This window comes from Pseudodesulfovibrio alkaliphilus, from assembly GCF_009729555.1.
Lineage (GTDB): Bacteria > Desulfobacterota > Desulfovibrionia > Desulfovibrionales > Desulfovibrionaceae > Pseudodesulfovibrio > Pseudodesulfovibrio alkaliphilus.
This window is the reverse complement of the sequence record NZ_WODC01000001.1, coordinates 170951-189368: the sequence shown is the minus strand read 5'-3', so window position 1 is coordinate 189368 and position 18418 is coordinate 170951. Positions and strand designations below refer to the sequence as shown.

14 protein-coding genes and 5 tRNA genes are annotated in these 18418 nt (G+C 60.2%); 18 read left to right on the top strand and 1 reads right to left on the bottom strand.

The genetic code is table 11. The features are described 5' to 3' along the window. Positions 1 to 33: 33 nt before the first annotated feature. Positions 34 to 1065 (bottom strand): tRNA dihydrouridine synthase, encoded by a 1032-nt coding sequence (locus GKC30_RS00985; protein WP_155931620.1) that lies wholly within the window; start codon positions 1063 to 1065, stop codon positions 34 to 36. 237 nt (positions 1066 to 1302) lie between these two features. Here GKC30_RS00985 and GKC30_RS00980 point away from each other — a divergent pair. The 18 genes from GKC30_RS00980 (at position 1303) to fusA (ending at position 18353) form a co-directional block, all read left to right on the top strand. Then, positions 1303 to 1378, top strand: a tRNA-Thr gene (locus GKC30_RS00980). Positions 1379 to 1389: 11 nt separating this feature from the next. After that, a tRNA-Tyr gene (locus tag GKC30_RS00975) sits at positions 1390 to 1475 on the top strand. A 63-nt stretch (positions 1476 to 1538) separates the two neighbouring features. Beyond that, positions 1539 to 1615 (top strand) — tRNA-Gly (locus tag GKC30_RS00970). Positions 1616 to 1669: 54 nt separating this feature from the next. Continuing rightward, positions 1670 to 1745, top strand: a tRNA-Thr gene (locus GKC30_RS00965). A gap of 70 nt (positions 1746 to 1815) precedes the next feature. Then, entirely contained in the window at positions 1816 to 3009 is a 1194-nt protein-coding gene (tuf, locus tag GKC30_RS00960; protein ID WP_155931618.1) for an elongation factor Tu, read from the top strand. Between the two features lie 3 nt (positions 3010 to 3012). Then, the gene (gene rpmG / locus GKC30_RS00955; protein ID WP_155931616.1) at positions 3013 to 3162 is read left to right on the top strand and encodes a 50S ribosomal protein L33; all 150 of its coding nucleotides are present in this window, start codon (positions 3013 to 3015) and stop codon (positions 3160 to 3162) included. Positions 3163 to 3174: 12 nt separating this feature from the next. Beyond that, positions 3175 to 3251 (top strand) — tRNA-Trp (locus tag GKC30_RS00950). A gap of 85 nt (positions 3252 to 3336) precedes the next feature. Then, a complete protein-coding gene (gene secE, locus GKC30_RS00945) occupies positions 3337 to 3594 on the top strand; it encodes a preprotein translocase subunit SecE (RefSeq protein ID WP_155931614.1) in 258 nt (85 codons plus the stop codon). A gap of 35 nt (positions 3595 to 3629) precedes the next feature. Beyond that, positions 3630 to 4187, top strand: coding sequence for a transcription termination/antitermination protein NusG (gene nusG, locus GKC30_RS00940; RefSeq protein WP_155931612.1), 558 nt, complete (start codon positions 3630 to 3632; stop codon positions 4185 to 4187). 45 nt (positions 4188 to 4232) lie between these two features. Then, positions 4233 to 4658 (top strand): 50S ribosomal protein L11, encoded by a 426-nt coding sequence (rplK, locus tag GKC30_RS00935; RefSeq protein WP_155931610.1) that lies wholly within the window; start codon positions 4233 to 4235, stop codon positions 4656 to 4658. 14 nt (positions 4659 to 4672) lie between these two features. After that, entirely contained in the window at positions 4673 to 5380 is a 708-nt protein-coding gene (gene rplA / locus GKC30_RS00930; RefSeq protein ID WP_155931608.1) for a 50S ribosomal protein L1, read from the top strand. Between the two features lie 160 nt (positions 5381 to 5540). Further along, complete coding sequence (gene rplJ, locus GKC30_RS00925; protein ID WP_155931606.1) at positions 5541 to 6062, top strand: 50S ribosomal protein L10; 522 nt, start codon at positions 5541 to 5543, stop codon at positions 6060 to 6062. 39 nt (positions 6063 to 6101) lie between these two features. Continuing rightward, positions 6102 to 6488 carry a 50S ribosomal protein L7/L12 gene (rplL, locus tag GKC30_RS00920; RefSeq protein WP_155931604.1) on the top strand — a complete coding sequence of 129 codons (387 nt, stop codon included), beginning with the start codon at positions 6102 to 6104 and terminating at the stop codon, positions 6486 to 6488. A 296-nt stretch (positions 6489 to 6784) separates the two neighbouring features. Next, entirely contained in the window at positions 6785 to 10888 is a 4104-nt protein-coding gene (gene rpoB / locus GKC30_RS00915) for a DNA-directed RNA polymerase subunit beta (RefSeq protein WP_155931602.1), read from the top strand. A gap of 81 nt (positions 10889 to 10969) precedes the next feature. Further along, positions 10970 to 15118, top strand: a complete 4149-nt coding sequence (rpoC, locus tag GKC30_RS00910; RefSeq protein WP_155931600.1) for a DNA-directed RNA polymerase subunit beta' — start codon at positions 10970 to 10972, stop codon at positions 15116 to 15118. Positions 15119 to 15325: 207 nt separating this feature from the next. Beyond that, positions 15326 to 15697 carry a 30S ribosomal protein S12 gene (gene rpsL / locus GKC30_RS00905; RefSeq protein ID WP_155931598.1) on the top strand — a complete coding sequence of 124 codons (372 nt, stop codon included), beginning with the start codon at positions 15326 to 15328 and terminating at the stop codon, positions 15695 to 15697. A 97-nt stretch (positions 15698 to 15794) separates the two neighbouring features. Continuing rightward, entirely contained in the window at positions 15795 to 16265 is a 471-nt protein-coding gene (gene rpsG / locus GKC30_RS00900) for a 30S ribosomal protein S7 (RefSeq protein WP_155931596.1), read from the top strand. 15 nt (positions 16266 to 16280) lie between these two features. After that, complete coding sequence (fusA, locus tag GKC30_RS00895; RefSeq protein WP_367613905.1) at positions 16281 to 18353, top strand: elongation factor G; 2073 nt, start codon at positions 16281 to 16283, stop codon at positions 18351 to 18353. Positions 18354 to 18418 lie beyond the last annotated feature (65 nt).

Sequence of the window (18418 nt, the reverse complement as noted above, 5' to 3'; positions counted from 1 at the left end):
AACGAGAAGGTCGATCAGGCGTGGTTGTAACCGTTATTGGCAAATCACGTCAACATGCGTTTCCGGGGCGACTCCGTCGGCGGGCTCAAGCCCGGCGATGATCGAGGCCGCCTCCTCAAGAGCGGTCCAGTCCGAGCATTGGAGCAGAGAGGCCCGCAGAGCCCGGATACCCTTGAGTCCCTTGGCGTAGCGGGGAATGATGGAGCGGATCTTGCGAAAGGATCGGCCGTCGCCTTCATACTCCCGGGTCAGGCGGATATGTTCGCGCACGATTTCGGCCAGGGCCGCGCCGTCGCGGTCAGGGGGACGTTCTCCGGCCATCAGGGCGCGGAATCGGCCGAAGATGGACGGATCATAGAGCGCCCCGCGGGCGAACATGACTGCATCCGCCCCGGTCTGATTCACGCAGCGAACGCCGTCTTCAGCCGTGAACAGGTCGCCCGAGGCGATGACCGGGATGGAGACCGTGCGCTTGAGCAGGGCGAGCTTGGCCCAGTCGGCCTGGCCCGCGAACATCTGGCGGCCGTAGCGAGGATGCAGCGTTACCCAGTTGACGCCCGCGTCCTCAAGCCGCTGGGCAAGCTCGAGATAGGTGTCCGCCCCTTTTTCGAAGCCCAGGCGGAACTTGACGCCCACGCGGCCGCCAATGCCCTGGCTCTGGGGAAGGGCCGCAGCCCGCTCCACCATGATGGACGCGATACGCACCAGGGTGTCCGGCTCTTCCATGAGTTTTACGCCGCTGCCGGACTTGAGCACCTTGCGCACCGGACAGCCCGCATTGAGGTCGAAGTATCGATAGCCCTGTGCCACCAGCGTGTCCATGACGGGGCCGAAGAGAGCCGGGTCCGACCCGAAAAGCTGGAGAACCATGGGCGTGTCCTCGGGGCAGGTGGCTATGAGTCGGCGCGTCCCTTCGTTGTCAAAGGCCATGCCCTTGACGCTGACCATTTCGGAGCAGGCCACGGCACAGCCGTAACGCTTGGCGAGCAGGCGAAAGGGCCGGTCGGAATATCCGGCCAATGGCGCGAGCCAGGGCTCGTCGGGAGCGATGCGAAAAGGTGTCATGGGACAGGCTCATACTGGGAGTCGCAAGCGGAGTCAAAGGGTTCGGCAAGGAGAGGCTCCCGCAGCGGTGGTCGAGAAATTGAAAAAACTTGATCGGCAGGGTTGACAAGAGCAGGGTGAACAACATAAACCGACCCGTCTTCGAGCGCATCAAGGCGCATGCGGGCATCTGGCGAAAAAGCCGACGAAACGCTTGCTTTTTGACATCATGGCGGATATAGACTTCGTTCCCGGAGAGCTGGCGTAGCTCAATTGGTAGAGCAGCTGATTTGTAATCAGCCGGTTGCGGGTTCAAGTCCCATCGCCAGCTCCAAAGACAAAAATGGTGGGGTTCCCGAGTGGCCAAAGGGAACAGACTGTAAATCTGTCGTCGAACGACTTCGGAGGTTCAAATCCTCCCCCCACCACCAAATTTTTTTGAAGCCACGCTGTAGGAGGCGGTCTGGGACTGCTGTATGGACTACGGAGAGTGAGCGGGAATAGCTCAATTGGCTAGAGCATCAGCCTTCCAAGCTGAGGGTTGCGGGTTCGAGTCCCGTTTCCCGCTCCATTTCTCTAGCATCTCCATGGCCACACATCTCCTTACGGTAAAAGTGGGTTCGCCGCCCACGTAGCTCAGCAGGTAGAGCACATCCTTGGTAAGGATGAGGTCACCGGTTCAAATCCGGTCGTGGGCTCCATGGTTCATGCCGTGTCAACCGAGTTTTTAGCGTAATAAAACCTACACACCTTTTCAGTTAGGGGGATCAAATGGGTAAAGCAAAATTTGAGCGCAGCAAGCCGCACGTCAACATCGGCACCATCGGTCACATCGACCATGGCAAGACCACTCTGACCGCGGCCATCACCAAGCTCGCCTTCCTCAAGGGCCACGGCCAGTTCGTCGCCTTCGACGAGATCGACAAGGCTCCCGAGGAGAAAGAGCGCGGCATCACCATTGCCACCGCCCACGTCGAGTACGAGACCGAGAGCCGTCACTACGCCCATGTGGACTGCCCCGGTCACGCCGACTACATCAAGAACATGATCACTGGTGCCGCCCAGATGGATGGCGCCATTCTCGTGTGCGCCGCCACCGACGGTCCCATGCCCCAGACCCGTGAGCACATTCTGCTCGCCCGTCAGGTCGGCGTGCCCGCCATGGTCGTCTTCCTCAACAAGTGCGACATGGTCGATGACGAGGAGCTGCTGGAGCTGGTGGAGCTTGAGGTGCGCGAACTGCTGAGCAAGTACGAGTTCCCCGGTGACGACATCCCGGTCGTCCGCGGTTCCGCCCTCAAGGCTCTTGAGTGCGAGAGCGCCGACGATGCAGATGCCAAGCCCATCTACGAGCTGCTCGACGCTTGTGACTCCTACATCCCCGAGCCTGAGCGCGATGTGGACATGCCCTTCCTCATGCCCGTTGAGGACGTGTTCTCCATCTCCGGCCGCGGTACCGTCATCACCGGCCGCATCGAGCGCGGTGTGGTCAAGGTCGGCGAGGAAATCGCCATCATCGGCATCAAGGACACCATCAAGACCACCTGCACCGGCGTCGAGATGTTCCGCAAGATCCTCGACCAGGGTCAGGCTGGCGACAACGTGGGTCTGCTGATCCGCGGCGTGAAGCGTGAGGAGGTCGAGCGCGGCCAGGTTGCCGCCAAGCCCGGCTCCATCACCCCGCACACCAAGTTCAAGGCCGAGGTTTACGTCCTCTCCAAGGACGAGGGCGGACGCCACACCCCGTTCTTTTCCGGCTACCGTCCGCAGTTCTACTTCCGCACCACCGACATCACTGGTGTTGTCGCGCTGGAAGAGGGCGTCGAGATGGTCATGCCCGGTGACAACGCCACCTTCAACGTCGAGCTCATCGCGCCCATCGCCATGGAAGCCGGCCTGCGCTTCGCCATCCGCGAAGGTGGCCGCACCGTCGGCGCTGGTGTCGTCACCGAGATCGTGGAGTAGTCCATGCGTATCAACATTCAGCTGCAGTGCACCGAGTGCAAGCGTAAAAACTACGCTACGCAGAAGAACAAGAAGAACACTACCGGGCGGCTGGAAGTGAGCAAGTATTGTCCCTGGGACAAGAAGCACACTGTCCACAAAGAGACTAAGTAGGTTCGATAGAGCAGGGGTATAGTTCCAACGGCTAGAACGCCGGTCTCCAAAACCGGATGTTGGGGGTTCGAATCCCTCTACCCCTGCCAACTCTGTTTGCAAGCGGGCGTTACGGGGCCTTGCCCGTGCAAGGCAAGGCCCCGCGACCCGCTCAATAATTTGGGAAAAGAAGTTATGACCAAAAAGAAAGGCAAACAGGCCGCTGACAAGCAGTCCGCCATGGCGTCATCAGCCGGTCCGGTCGGGAAAATCAAGGAGTTCATCGAATTCTTTGAGGAGTCCAAGGTCGAGATCAAGAAGGTTGTCTGGCCGACGCGCAAGGAGACCATCAGCACCTGCGTGGCAGTGTTGCTCGTCAGTCTGGTCGTGGCTCTTTACCTGGGCATTGTTGACCTGGCGCTCTCCAAGATCGTCGGGGCCATATTGTCCTAGAAGTCCCTAGCTCTGGAGCAAAGGCTGGATCAAACATGGATGCCACACTGGAACAAGCAGCACCCCGCTCGCGCTGGTACATTGTTCATACCTATTCGGGTTTTGAGCAGCGCGTGGAGCAGACCGTACGGGAGATGATGCGGACCGGACAGGACCGGGGCCTCATCGAAGAGGTCGTCATGCCCACCGAGAAGGTCGTCGAGATGGTCAAGGGGGAGCGCAAGACTTCCACCCGGAAATTCTACCCCGGGTACATCATGATCAAGATGATCCTGACCGATGACACATGGCATCTGATACAGTCCATCCCGCGTGTCACCGGGTTTGTGGGCGGCAAGAACCGACCCACGCCCATGCGCGACAGCGAGGCGGAGAACATTCTCAACATGATGGAGAGCCGCCAGGAGAAGCCGCGTCCCAAGTTCAACTTCGAGCGCGGGGACGAGGTGCGGGTCATCGACGGCCCCTTCAGCGGTTTTAACGGTGTTGTGGAAGAGGTCAATTACGACAAGGGAAAACTTAAGGTTTCCGTCTCCATCTTCGGACGTCAGACTCCTGTGGAGCTTGATTTCGTCCAGGTGGACAAGGGATAGCCCGGAAATACTCGCCAACAGCGAAATTTCTCACCGAGGAATACAATGGCCAAGAAAGAAATAGGAAAGATCAAACTGCAGATCCCCGCCGGGAGCGCCAACCCCTCTCCGCCGGTCGGCCCGGCTTTGGGCCAGCACGGCGTGAACATCATGGAGTTCTGCAAGGCGTTCAACGCCCGGACGCAGGACCAGAAGGGGCTTATCATCCCGGTCGTCATCACGGTCTTTGCAGACCGTTCCTTCGACTTCATCACCAAAACTCCGCCCGCCCCGGTGCTGCTGCTCAAGGCCGCCAAGCTGGAAAAGGGTTCCGGTGAACCCAACAAGGAGAAGGTCGGCAAAGTCACCAAGGCCCAGATCAAGGAAATTGCCGAATTGAAGATGCCGGACCTGAACGCCAACGACCTTGAGAAGGCCATGCTGCAGATTGAGGGCACCGCCCGCAGCATGGGCATCGAAGTCAAGGGCTAGCGAGGAAATACGAAATGCCCAAGCATGGAAAGAAATACCGCAATGCCGTCGGCGACAGGGATACCGCCCTGCGCGTTCCGGTCGAGGAAGGCGTCAAGACCGCCATTGAGAGCGCCTTCGCCAAGTTCGACGAGACAGTGGACGTGGCCATCAACCTTGGCGTTGACCCCAAGTACTCGGATCAGATGATCCGCGGTGCGGTCAGCCTGCCCAACGGGCTTGGCAAGGACGTGCGCGTGGTGGTCTTCTGCAAGCCCGAGAAGGTGGCCGAGGCCAAGGCCGCCGGAGCCGACTATGCCGGCTCTGACGATCTTGTCGAGAAGATACAGGGCGGCTGGCTCGATTTCGACAAGGCCGTGGCCACCCCGGACATGATGGCCCTGGTCGGCAAGATCGGCCGGACCCTCGGCCCGCGGGGGCTGATGCCCAACGCCAAGACCGGCACCGTGACCATGGACGTGACCAAGGCCGTGACCGAACTCAAGGCAGGCAAGGTCGAGTTCAAGGTGGACAAGGCCGGGGTGCTTCATGCCCCCATCGGCAAGGTCTCTTTTGGTACCGAGAAGCTGTGTGAAAACCTCAAGACCCTGCTGGCCCAGGTCATGCGTATGAAGCCTTCCAGTGCCAAGGGCACCTATATGAAGGCCATGGCCGTGGCCACCACCATGGGGCCCGGCGTGAAGATCGACCCCCTGGCCATCAGAAAGTTCATCGAAGCCTAACAAGGCTGATACTGGGATACCGGGCGTCCCTCGCGGGGCGCCCTGGATATAATCGCACGGAGAGTTGAGTCAGAGAAGGCAGGTGGGGCCGTGATCCCTTAATATCCTGCTCAGACAATGCTTTGACCTGCTTTCCGGGCCGAACGACGAGGAGTGGTTGATGAACAGGCAAGAAAAAGCCCAGATCATCGAGCAGCTGCACGAAAAAGCTGCGCGGGCGAGCATTGCCGTCGTCACCGACTTCAAGGGACTCAGCGTTGAAGAGCTCACAAGGCTCCGCGCCAAGTGCTATGAGGTCGGCGTTGACTACCAGGTCGTCAAGAATACCCTGGCCCGGTTGGCTCTCAAGGACACCGAACACGGTGGCTTGAGCGAACATCTCAAAGAGAACTGCGCCATTGCGCTCGGGTACGACGATCCTGTCGCCCTGGCCAAGGCGCTGGCCGAATTCGACAAGTCGAACAAGAAGTTCGCTCTGCGTTTCGGTTCTCTTGAGGGGCAGTTTCTTGATGGCGACGGTGTGCGTGAACTCGCCAAGATGCCCAGCAAGCCTGAGCTCTTGAGTTCCGTACTCGGCACCATGCAGGCCGTACCGCGCAATTTCGTGTGTTTGTTCGCAAACATCGAGCGCAAGTTCCTCTATGCCTTGACCGCCATCAAGGAACAGAAGGAAGCCGCCTAAACCAGGTTCAAAGCGTAACTTTCGTAAGGAGAATTTATCATGGCTGACATCACCAAAGAACAGGTTGTCGAATTCATCGGCAACATGACCGTCCTGGAACTTTCCAAGTTCATCAAAGAGCTCGAAGACGTTTTCGGTGTCGAGGCTGCTGCCCCGGCTGCCGTTGTCGCCGCCGCTCCCGCGGGTGCCGCTGCTGCCGACGCCGCCGAGGAGCAGACCGAGTTCACTGTCGTGCTGACCAACGCTGGCGGCAACAAGATCGCCGTTATCAAGGCCGTGCGCGCCCTGACCGGGCTGGGTCTGAAAGAGGCCAAGGCTGTGGTTGACGAGGCTCCCAAGCCGATCAAGGAAAACGTCTCCAAGGATGAGGCCGACGACGCTGCCAAGCAGCTGAAGGAAGCCGGCGCCGAAGTTGAAATCAAGTAACTTCGAAGTTTTAAGCTAATCAGGCAAAGAGCGCTCGCCCTGAAATAAGGGTGTTGCGCTCTTTGTCCTGTCTCTATATATACTGGGTGATTGGTTCCGCCTTCGGGTTCAGGCACTGATGGCGAAAGCGATCGCCTGCCCCCGTTTTACATGCGCTCCGGGACCGGAATCCCGGCCATGGTCAGGACCCTTTAACGCGGCGGCCGAATCCACGCGGTCGTTGCAGACGACAGTGGGCTGCGGGTTCCTATCGGACAGTGCGCCCCAACCATCAACCACTCATACATGAGGGTACAATGGGTCAACTCAGAAAAAAATTCGGCAACATCGTCAACACGCTCCCCATCCCCCACCTGCTGGAGCTTCAGGTCGATTCCTACAAGCGGTTCCTCCAGCTTGACACTCCGCCCACCAGTCGTGCCGACATCGGGCTTGAGAGCGTGTTCCGGTCCGTGTTTCCCATTGAAGATTTCAACAAGACCGCCAGCCTTGATTTCGTCAAATATGAAATCGGTGAGCCAAAATACGACGTCGATGAGTGCATCTCCAAGGGTTTGACCTACGAGACGCCCATCCGTATCACTGTCCGTCTCGTAGTTTTTGACGTGGACGAAGAAACGGACAACCGCACCATTCGCGACATCAAGGAACAGGACATATACTTCGGCACCCTGCCGCTGATGACGGACAAGGGAACTTACGTCATCAACGGCACCGAACGTGTCATCGTCAACCAGTTGCAGCGTTCCCCGGGCATCATTTTCGAGCACGATTCGGGCAAGACCCACTCTAGCCGCAAGGTTCTCTACTCAAGCCGCATCATCCCCATGCGCGGCTCCTGGCTCGACTTCGATTTCGACCACAAGGACATCCTGTATGTGCGTATCGACCGCCGCCGCAAGATGCCCGCCACGATCCTGCTCAAGGCCATGGGCCTGTCGCGAACCGACATCCTTGAATATTACTACGGCATCGAATCCTACACCCTGCTCAAGAGCAAGGTGCAGCGCACAGTTGTGGCCGAGCAGTACCGCAAGGAGATCGCCTTTGCCGACATCAAGGACGGCGACACGGTGCTGGTGGCCAAGGGAACGCCCATCACCAAGGGCGCATGGAAGAAAATCGTCCGAGCCGGGATCAAGACCGTTGAGGTCGATCCCGATTCCCTGGCCGGTCTCTTCCTTGCTGCCGATCTGGTGGACAAGAACGGTGAGGTCATCGCCGAGGCGGCCGACGAGCTGACCCCGGATCTGGTCGTTCGCATCCGCGAGGCCGGGATCAAGGATCTGGCCGTGCTGCACACGCGGGGGCAGGACGTGTCCTCCTCCCTGCGCGACACGCTGCTTCTTGACAAGACGACGGACATGGAATCGGCCCAGATCGAGATATATCGCCGTCTGCGCCCCAGTTCGCCGCCCACGCCCGAGATCGCTGCCAGCTTCTTCGAGAACCTGTTCCGCAGCGCCGATTACTACGACCTCTCCAGCGTTGGCCGCTACAAGCTCAATTCCCGTCTCAACCAGGAAGTGGACCTGAACATCCGCACCCTGACCAACGAGGACATTCTGCTTGCGGTCAAGGAGCTTCTGCGCCTCAAGGATTCCCACGGTCCGGCCGACGATATCGACCACCTGGGCAACCGCCGCGTCCGTCCGGTGGGCGAACTGGTGGAAAACCAGTACCGCATCGGACTGGTGCGGATGGAGCGTGCCATCAAGGAGCGCATGAGCCTTCAGGAAGTGGCCACGCTCATGCCTCATGACCTGATCAATCCCAAGCCCGTGGCAGCCGTGCTCAAGGAGTTTTTCGGAACTTCCCAGCTCAGCCAGTTCATGGACCAGACCAACCCGCTCTCAGAGGTCACGCACAAGCGCCGCCTTTCCGCCCTGGGCCCCGGCGGCCTGACCCGTGAACGGGCGGGCTTCGAGGTGCGCGACGTGCACACCTCCCATTACGGCCGCATCTGCCCAATCGAGACGCCCGAAGGACCGAACATCGGTCTGATCGTCTCCCTGACCACCTACGCCAAGGTCAATGACTACGGCTTCATCGAAACGCCGTATCGAATGGTTCGCGATAAGCAGGTCACAAGCGAAGTCCACTACATGGACGCCTCCAAGGAGGCCAAGGAAGTGGTGGCCCAGGCCAACGCGCCCCTGGACGAGACCGGCACCTTCGTCAACCCCCGCGTCAACGCCCGCATCAGCGGCGACGTGCAGCTGACCCTGGCCGAGGAAGTGACCTGCATGGACATCAGCCCGAGCCAGACGGTTTCCATCTCGGCCGCGTTGATTCCGTTCCTGGAACACGACGACGCCAACCGCGCCCTCATGGGCTCGAACATGATGCGCCAGGCCGTGCCTCTGCTCCAGGCCGAGCAGCCCCTGGTCGGCACCGACATGGAAGGCCCGGTCGCTCGCGACTCCGGTGCCTGTGTCCTTGCCGAGGAGGACGGCGTTGTTCATTACGTCGATGCCGAACGGGTCATCGTCAACTACGACAACGGATTGTATGCCTCCTCAGGCGGCGCCAAGCACTACGAACTGCAGAAATGGCACAAGTCCAACCAGAACTCCTGCTTCGGCCAGCGGCCCAGGGTCCAGGTGGGACAGGCTATCAGGAAGGGCGACGTGCTGGCCGACGGTCCCGGTATCGAGGACGGCGAGCTTGCCTTGGGCAAGAACCTGCTTGTGGCCTTCATGCCCTGGTGCGGTTTCAACTTCGAGGACTCCATCCTCATCTCCGAGCGTATGGTCAAGGAGGATGTCTTTACCTCCATCCATATTGAGGAGTTTGAACTCGTAGCCCGCGACACCAAACTCGGACCCGAGGAAGTGACTCGCGACATCTCCAACGTATCCGAGGAGATGCTGCGAAACCTCGACGAGTGCGGCATCATCCGCATCGGTGCGCGTGTCAAACCCGACGATATCATGGTCGGCAAGATCACGCCCAAGGGCGAGACGCAGCTGACCCCTGAGGAAAAACTCCTGCGGGCCATCTTCGGCGACAAGGCCCGCGATGTGAAGAACACGTCTCTCAAGGTGCCGCCGGGAATTGCCGGAACCATCGTGGATGTCAAGGTGTTCAACCGCCGGTCCTCCGAAAAGGACGAGCGCACCAAGGCCATCGAGGAAGCCGAGTTGGCCGCCTTTGACGTCAAGGAAATGAAGCACATCGCCTCGCTGACCGACACCACCCGTGAACGGATCTGGGCCGTGGTCAAGGGCGAGACATATAAGAAGGACCTGGCCGGAAACAAGAAGGCCGTGGTGGGCAAGACCGGCGAGGTGGCGGACCGCGAGGCCATCTTCTCGGTGCCGGTCAAAAAGCTGTTGGGAATCTTCGACAAAGATCCCAACGAGCAGATAAAAATGATCATCGCCGACTACGATCAGCAGGTCCATTTCATCAAGAACCTCTACGACGTGAAACGCGAGAAGGTGACCGAGGGCGACGATCTGCCTCCGGGCGTCATCAAGATGGTCAAGGTCTACGTCGCCGTGAAGCGCAAACTCAGCGTGGGCGACAAGATGGCCGGACGCCACGGCAACAAGGGCGTTGTATCCTGCATTCTGCCCGAGGAGGACATGCCCTTCTTTGAGGACGGAACCCCCATGGACATCGTGCTCAACCCCCTTGGCGTACCCTCGCGCATGAATATCGGCCAGATCATGGAAACCCACCTGGGCATGGCCGGCCGCAAGCTCGGCGAGCAGTTGAACGCCATGTACGAGGAGAACGCCTTCAAGGACATGCGTAAGGATGTCAAGGGCTTCTTCGAGGACAAGGACATGGACGCCCTGATCGACTCCCTGACCGACGAGCAGCTGGTGGAGGCCGTCAAGAAGGTCAGGAAGGGCATCGTGGCCAAGACGCCGGTTTTTGACGGCGCCAACGAGGAAGAGATATGGGGCTGGCTCGAAAAGGCCGGTCTCTCCGACGACGGCAAGTTCGTCCTCTATGACGGCCGTACCGGCGAACCCTTCCACAGTCGGGTCACGGTGGGCGTCATGTACATCCTCAAGCTGCACCACCTCGTTGACGAGAAAATCCACGCCCGGTCCACCGGCCCTTACTCCCTTGTCACGCAGCAGCCGCTGGGCGGCAAGGCGCAGTTCGGTGGCCAGCGTCTGGGCGAGATGGAGGTTTGGGCTCTCGAGGCATACGGCGCCGCCTACCTCCTGCAGGAGTTCCTCACCGTCAAGTCCGACGATGTGCAGGGCCGCGTCAAGATGTACGAGAAGATCGTCAAGGGCGACAACTTCCTGGAAGCCGGCCTGCCGGAATCCTTCAATGTTCTGGTCAAGGAGCTCATGTCGCTGGGTCTGGATGTGACCCTGCACTATGAGGAACGCAAGCGCCCGGCCTCTGCTCCGCAGCGGCCCTATATCGCGTAAGACCGGACACTCTCGGTGACAAGCCCGGCCGGTCAGTCGGCCGGCCGGGCATGTGATAACTTTTTACGATAGGGGATATCCATGACGTTGGACGATCTGTTCACCTTGCGTGGAGCACCGAATGCCGCCGTCCAGGGGCGTAACCTGAACGCTATCCAGATATCCATCGCCTCGCCGGAAACCATCAGGGAATGGTCCTTTGGCGAGGTGAAGAAGCCGGAAACGATCAACTACCGCACCTTCAAGCCGGAGCGCGATGGCCTTTTCTGCGCCAAGATATTCGGCCCGGTGAAGGACTATGAGTGCAACTGCGGCAAGTACAAGCGCATGAAGCATCGCGGCATCGTCTGCGAAAAATGCGGCGTGGAGGTCATCGCCTCCAAGGTCCGCCGCGAGCGCATGGGCCATATCGAGCTGGCCGCGCCCGTTGCCCACATCTGGTTTCTGAAGACGCTGCCTTCCAAGATCGGCACCTTGCTCGACATCACCATGGCCGACCTGGAAAAGGTGCTCTACTTCGATTCCTTCATCGTGCTCGATCCGGGCGACACGCCGCTCAAAAAGCATCAGGTGGTCAGCGAGGACCAGTACTTCCAGGTCATCGACCATTTTGGCGAGGAAGCGCTCAAGGTCGGCATGGGCGCTGAGACAGTGCGCGTGATGCTGGAGGCCCTCGACCTTGAGGCCCTGCGCATCGAGCTTCGCGAGGAGTCCCAGTCCACCCGGTCCCAGACCAAGAAAAAGAAAATCACCAAGCGGCTCAAGATCGTCGAGGCGTTCCTCGAATCCGGCAACAAGCCCGAGTGGATGATCATGGAAGTGATCCCCATCATTCCGCCCGAGCTGCGCCCGCTGGTCCCCCTGGACGGCGGCCGTTTCGCCACTTCGGACCTGAACGATCTCTACCGCCGCGTCATCAACCGCAACAACCGCCTCAAGCGGCTGCTGGAACTTGGCGCCCCCGAGATCATCATCCGCAACGAAAAGCGCATGTTGCAGGAGGCCGTGGACGCCCTGTTCGACAACGGCCGCCGCGGCCGGGCCATCACCGGAACCAACGGCCGTCCGCTCAAGTCCCTCTCGGACATGATCAAGGGCAAGCAGGGCCGGTTCCGTCAGAATCTGCTGGGCAAACGCGTGGACTACTCCGGCCGCTCTGTCATCGTGGTCGGTCCCAAGCTCAAGCTCCACCAGTGCGGATTGCCCAAGAAGATGGCCCTGGAACTCTTCAAGCCCTTCATCTATGCGGAGCTTGAGAAGCGCGAGATCGCCACCACCATCAAGTCGGCCAAAAAAATGGTCGAGCGCGAAGATCTTGTGGTCTGGGACATCCTTGAGGATGTGGTCCGCGAGTATCCGATCATGCTCAACCGCGCCCCGACACTGCACCGCCTGGGCATCCAGGCTTTTGAGCCGCTTCTGGTCGAGGGCAAGGCCATCCAGCTGCACCCGCTGGTCTGCTCCGCCTACAACGCGGACTTTGACGGCGACCAGATGGCCGTGCATGTCCCCCTGAGCGTGGAGGCCCAGATCGAATGCCGGGTGCTGATGATGTCGACCAACAACATCCTCAGCCCCTCCAACGGCTCGCCTGTGATCAACCCCTCCCAGGATATCGTGCTCGGGCTCTATTATCTGACCACCCCGCGTTCCTTCCAGCGTGGCGAGGGCATGGTCTTTGCCGATCCCTCCGAGGTCATTGCAGCCCACGACCACGGCGTGGTGGGCCTGCACGCCCGCATCAAGGTGCGCATCGACGGAAAGCTGGTGGAGACCACCACAGGCCGCATCATCGTCAGCGAACTGCTGCCCGAGAAAATGCCCTTCGAGATGGTCAACTGCGTGCTCAACAAGAAGAACATCGCCGCCCTGGTTTCCGGTGCCTACCGTCTGGCCGGAACCAAGGCCACGGTCATTCTCTGCGACCGCATCAAGGATATGGGCTATGAGTACGCCACCCGGGCAGGCGTGACCATCGGCGTCAAGGATCTCAAGATTCCCGATGCCAAGGCCGGGCTTCTGGACGCCGCCCATGCCGAGGTGGAGGAGATCGAGAACCAGTTCCAGGACGGCATCATCACCCGCACCGAGAAATACAACAAGGTCGTTGACGTGTGGACCAAGACCACCAACGACATTTCCAACGAAATGATGCAGGAGATGAGCACCGACGTGCTGACCGATCCCAGGACCGGAAAAACCGAGGTCAACTCCAGCTTCAACCCCATCTACATGATGGCCACCTCCGGTGCGCGAGGCAACCAGGACCAGATGCGCCAGCTGGCCGGCATGCGCGGCTTGATGGCCAAGCCCTCGGGCGAGATCATCGAAACGCCCATCACCGCGTCCTTCCGCGAGGGGCTGTCGGTCCTTCAGTACTTCATCTCCACCCACGGCGCACGCAAGGGTCTGGCCGATACGGCGCTCAAGACCGCCAACTCCGGCTACCTGACCCGTCGCCTGGTGGACGTGGTTCAGGACGTGACCGTGTCCGAGCTGGACTGCGGCACCGTGGACGGCCTTGAGCTGACCCACTTCGTCAAGAGCGGCGAGATCAAGGAGCGGCTGGCCGACCGCGTCAAGGGCCGGGTGACCATGTTCCCGATCCATGACGAGGAGACTGGCGAGATGATCATTCCCGCCAACACCATGATTGATGAAAACTACGCGGCCAAGCTCGATGCCTCGGGGGTGAACTCCATCACCATCCGTTCGGGCCTGACCTGCAAGTCCAAGCAGGGCATCTGCGCCATGTGCTACGGACGCGACCTGGCCCGCGGGCACCTGGTCAACGTCGGCGAGACGGTCGGCATCATCGCTGCCCAGTCCATCGGCGAACCGGGCACCCAGCTGACCATGCGTACCTTCCACATCGGCGGCACGGCGTCCAAGGAGATCGAGTCCTCGTCCATCGAGTCGCAGCACCAGGGCCGCGTGGTCTGCTCGCGCATGCGTACCGTCGTCAATGCCGACGGCCACAAGATGGTGCTCGGCAAGAGCTGCCAGGTGGGCATTGTTGACGAGCAGGGCCGTGAGCGGGAGAAATATGTGCTGCCCTCCGGCGCAAGGCTCCTGGTGGACGAAGGGCAGACGGTCAAGAAGGGCACCCCCCTGGCCGAATGGGACCCCTACATGGAGCCGTTCATCGTCGACGCGGCCGGCACCATCAGCTTCACCGACATCATCGAGGGCAAGACCGTCCAGGAGGACCGTACCTCCAAGGCGTCCTACACCATCATGGAATACCGGACCACCAACTACCGTCCGGCCGTGACCATCCTGGGCGAGAACGGCAGGCCCAAGAAACGCGCAGGAACAGCCATCGACGCCACCTTTGCCATGCCTGTCGGCGCCATCCTCATGGTCAAGGACGGCGACACCGTGCGCTCGGGCGATGTCATCGCCCGCAAGCCGCGTGAATCGTCCAAGACCAAGGACATCGTCGGCGGTCTGCCGCGAGTGGCCGAGCTCTTCGAGGTGCGCAAGCCCAAGGACATGGGTGTTGTTTCGTCCATCGACGGCATCGTCACCTTCGGCTCCGAGACCAAGGGCAAGCGCAAGGTAGTCGTCACCCCGGAGACAGGAGATCCCATGGAATTCCTGATCCCCAAGGGCAAGCACATCACGGTTCAGGAGTCCGACTTCGTGGAGGCGGGAGACCTGCTCACCGAGGGCAGCCCCGAACTGCACGACATCCTGCGCATCAAGGGCGAGAAGTATCTGGCCCGCTATCTGGTCGAGGAGATTCAGGAGGTCTACCGCTTCCAAGGTGTGAGCATCAACGACAAGCACATCGAGATTATCGTCCGCCAGATGCTCAGGAAGGTGTCCATTGTTGAGCCCGGTTCCACCACCTTCCTTATCGGTGAGCAGGTGGACAAGCAGCGGTTCATGGATGAGAACGCCAAGGTCCTGGCAGAGGGAGGCACTCCGGCCGTGGCCGAGACGCTGGTTCTGGGCATCACCCAGGCTTCGCTCTCCACGGATTCCTTCATCTCGGCCGCCAGCTTCCAGGAGACCACCAAGGTGCTGACCGAGGCCTCCCTGCGCGGCAAGTCCGACAGCCTGCGCGGACTCAAGGAGAACGTCATCGTCGGCAGGCTGGTCCCGGCGGGCACCGGCTTCCGTCGATACACTGATGCGGAAATCCTCGTGCCCGATCAGCTGGAGCGCAAGGACAAGTTCCTTGAGGATCTCGAGGAAAGCCCGCTCCTGGTAGAGATTGACTGAAGATTATAACATCGCTCGTGCGGTGTTCTGGATAGTAAAGCGACTGGGGAGGCTGGTCCTCCCCGGTCACTTTGCCGCAGGGGACCGCCCCTTGGAAAGCCGGTCGGGCCAAACCGCTTGACAAGGCTTCGGCTTTTGGCTTAATAGCGGTCCTCTTTGCGCATGATTGCGTGCAGTAATGTATTAACTATTGATTTCGGAGGATGAATGCCCACCATCAACCAATTGATCCGCAAGGCGCGCGTGGCGCAGCCCAAGCGGAAAAAGACTCCGGCCCTGCTCGAATGCCCGCAGCGCCGCGGCGTCTGCACCAGGGTGTACACCACGACCCCCAAGAAGCCGAACTCTGCGCTTCGTAAGGTCGCCCGTGTCCGCCTGACCAACGGCATTGAAGTAACCGCCTACATCGGCGGCGAAGGCCACAACCTTCAGGAGCACTCGGTGGTGCTGATCCGCGGCGGCCGTGTCAAGGACTTGCCCGGTGTCCGTTACCACATCGTGCGCGGTTCCCTTGATACTTCTGGTGTCGATGATCGCCGTCGCGGCCGCTCCAAGTACGGTACCAAGCGCCCCAAATAGGTTGACGCTTTTTTCGTAATGCCCGGGGTGGGATGACAAAGTAGGGCGGAGGCTGCCCGAAATAATGTCCCCCCGGCCGAAATTCAAGGAGAAAGAAATGCCTCGTAAAGGTCCTGTCGCGCGTCGGCAGATCCTGCCGGACCCTGTGTACGGCAGCAAGCTCATCACCCGCTTCATCAACCGTCTCATGTTTGACGGCAAGAAGAGCACCGCGGAAAGAATTTTCTACCAGGCCATCGAAAGCCTTGCCAACAAGACCAACGAAGATCCGTTGCGCGCCTTCGAGAAGTGCCTGGACAATGTCCGGCCCTCGGTGGAGGTCAAGTCCCGCCGTGTCGGCGGTGCCACCTATCAGGTACCCATGGAGGTCCGGCCCGACCGCCAGACCGCGCTGGCCATTCGCTGGATGATCAATTACGCCCGCAGCCGCGGCGAGAAGGGCATGGTCGCCCGGCTCTCCGGCGAGCTGCTTGACGCCTTCAATAATCGCGGCGGGGCGGTCAAGAAACGGGAAGACACCCACAAGATGGCCGAAGCCAACAAAGCCTTCGCCCACTACCGCTGGTAGACCCGGAGTATCACTGTGCCAAGAATGGTTCCCAGAAACAAGCAGCGCAATATCGGTATCATGGCCCACATCGACGCGGGCAAAACCACGACGACCGAGCGCATTCTGTTTTATACCGGCGTGTCCCACAAGCTCGGCGAAGTGCATGACGGCGAAGCCACCATGGACTGGATGGTCCAGGAACAGGAGCGCGGCATCACCATCACCTCTGCCGCCACCACCTGCTTTTGGCGCGATCATCGCATCAACATCATCGATACTCCCGGACACGTCGATTTCACCATGGAAGTGGAGCGCGCGCTGCGCGTGCTCGACGGTGCCGTGGCCGTGTTCGACTCCGTGGCCGGTGTCGAGCCCCAGTCCGAGACCGTCTGGCGGCAGGCCGACCGCTACCGCGTGCCGCGCATGGCCTTTGTCAACAAGATGGATCGTATCGGTGCCGACTTCTTCCGTTGCGTCTCCATGATGAAGACCCGACTCAACGCCAAGGCCGTGCCCGTGCAACTGCCCATCGGGGCAGAGGACGAGTTTGTCGGCATGGTCGATCTTATTGAGGGCAAGGCCTACATCTTCGATAGCCAGGACAAGGGCACCAGCTTCCAGGTCACCGATGTTCCCGCAGATTTGCAGGACCAATACGAGTTGATGCGTGTCGAATTGATCGAGGCCATCGCCGAGGAAGACGAAGTCCTGCTCGAAAAGTTCATGGCCGACGAGGAGCTGACGCCCGAGGAGATTCGCGAGGGTGTGCGTAAAGCCACCACCGCCCTGGCCATCTGCCCTGTGCTTTGCGGCACCGCTTTCCGCAACAAGGGTGTGCAGCAACTGCTGGATGCGGTCGTGGACTTCATGCCGTCGCCCCTGGACATCGAAGTGATGAAGGGTATCGACCCCGATTCCGGCAACACCGTCGAATGCCCCTGCGACGACGACAAGCCCCTGTCGGCCCTTGCCTTCAAGCTGATGACCGATCCCTTTGTCGGCCACCTGACCTTCCTGCGCCTCTATTCGGGCAAGATCGAAAGCGGCGCCACCTTCATGAACGGCGCCACCGGCAAGAAGGAGCGCATCGGCCGATTGCTCAAAATGCACGCTAACAAGCGTGAAGAGATAAAAGAGGCGTACGCGGGCGACATCGTCGCTGCCGTGGGCCTCAAAAACCTGGCTACCGGCGACACCCTGGCTGACCTCAAGCAGGCGGTGGTGCTCGAATCCCTGGATATCCCGGAGCCGGTCATCGAAGTGGCCATTGAGCCCAAGACCAAGGCTGACCGCGACAACCTGTCCAACTCCCTGGTCAAGCTGGCCAAGGAGGACCCCTCCTTCCGCGTCAAGACCGACGAGGAAACCGGGCAGACCCTTATCGCCGGAATGGGTGAGTTGCATCTCGAGATCATTGTTGACCGTCTTCTTCGGGAGTTCAACGTCAACGCCAACGTGGGCGCGCCCCGTGTTGCGTATCGCGAGACCATTTCCGCGTCGAACAAGGCGGATGTCAAACATGCCAAGCAGTCGGGCGGCCGCGGCCAGTACGGCCACGTCGTCATCGAGATCGAGCCCAACCCCGAGAAGGGCTACGAGTTCGAGGACGAGATCAAGGGCGGCGTGATTCCCAAGGAATACATTCCCGCCGTGGACAAGGGCATCAAGGATGCCCTGAAAAACGGCATCGTCGCCGGATTCCCGGTGGTCGATGTCAAGGTCAAGCTGGTATTCGGCTCGTTCCACGAGGTGGACTCCAGCGAGCAGGCGTTCTACGTTGCCGGTTCCATGGCCATCAAGCAGGCATGCAAGGGCGCCAAGCCCGTGCTCCTCGAGCCTATCATGTCTGTTGAGGTGGTCACGCCCGAGGAATATCTGGGCGATGTCATGGGCGACCTCAATGGCCGCCGGGGACGTGTCGGAGAAATGGAAGCCCGGCCCGGTGTCCAGGTGGTGCGGTCCTATGTCCCGCTGTCCGAGATGTTCGGCTACGCGACGGACCTGCGCTCCAAGACACAGGGACGCGCCACGTTTACCATGCAGTTCAATCACTACGAAAGGGTGCCGAACAGCTTGGCTGAAGAGTTGATGACAAAGAAAGATTAACGACGAGCCGGGATTTTCCCTTCGCTTGACAGACACGGCGAGTTGAGAGTACACAACCCGACCGT

What these genes read in the sequence shown, in the direction of transcription:
- GKC30_RS00985 (WP_155931620.1), bottom strand. Translation starts at nt 1,065, where the DNA reads ATGACACCTTTTCGCATCGCTCCCGACGAGCCCTGGCTCGCGCCATTG.
- tuf (WP_155931618.1), top strand. Translation starts at nt 1,816, where the DNA reads ATGGGTAAAGCAAAATTTGAGCGCAGCAAGCCGCACGTCAACATCGGC.
- rpmG (WP_155931616.1), top strand. Translation starts at nt 3,013, where the DNA reads ATGCGTATCAACATTCAGCTGCAGTGCACCGAGTGCAAGCGTAAAAAC.
- secE (WP_155931614.1), top strand. Translation starts at nt 3,337, where the DNA reads ATGACCAAAAAGAAAGGCAAACAGGCCGCTGACAAGCAGTCCGCCATG.
- nusG (WP_155931612.1), top strand. Translation starts at nt 3,630, where the DNA reads ATGGATGCCACACTGGAACAAGCAGCACCCCGCTCGCGCTGGTACATT.
- rplK (WP_155931610.1), top strand. Translation starts at nt 4,233, where the DNA reads ATGGCCAAGAAAGAAATAGGAAAGATCAAACTGCAGATCCCCGCCGGG.
- rplA (WP_155931608.1), top strand. Translation starts at nt 4,673, where the DNA reads ATGCCCAAGCATGGAAAGAAATACCGCAATGCCGTCGGCGACAGGGAT.
- rplJ (WP_155931606.1), top strand. Translation starts at nt 5,541, where the DNA reads ATGAACAGGCAAGAAAAAGCCCAGATCATCGAGCAGCTGCACGAAAAA.
- rplL (WP_155931604.1), top strand. Translation starts at nt 6,102, where the DNA reads ATGGCTGACATCACCAAAGAACAGGTTGTCGAATTCATCGGCAACATG.
- rpoB (WP_155931602.1), top strand. Translation starts at nt 6,785, where the DNA reads ATGGGTCAACTCAGAAAAAAATTCGGCAACATCGTCAACACGCTCCCC.
- rpoC (WP_155931600.1), top strand. Translation starts at nt 10,970, where the DNA reads ATGACGTTGGACGATCTGTTCACCTTGCGTGGAGCACCGAATGCCGCC.
- rpsL (WP_155931598.1), top strand. Translation starts at nt 15,326, where the DNA reads ATGCCCACCATCAACCAATTGATCCGCAAGGCGCGCGTGGCGCAGCCC.
- rpsG (WP_155931596.1), top strand. Translation starts at nt 15,795, where the DNA reads ATGCCTCGTAAAGGTCCTGTCGCGCGTCGGCAGATCCTGCCGGACCCT.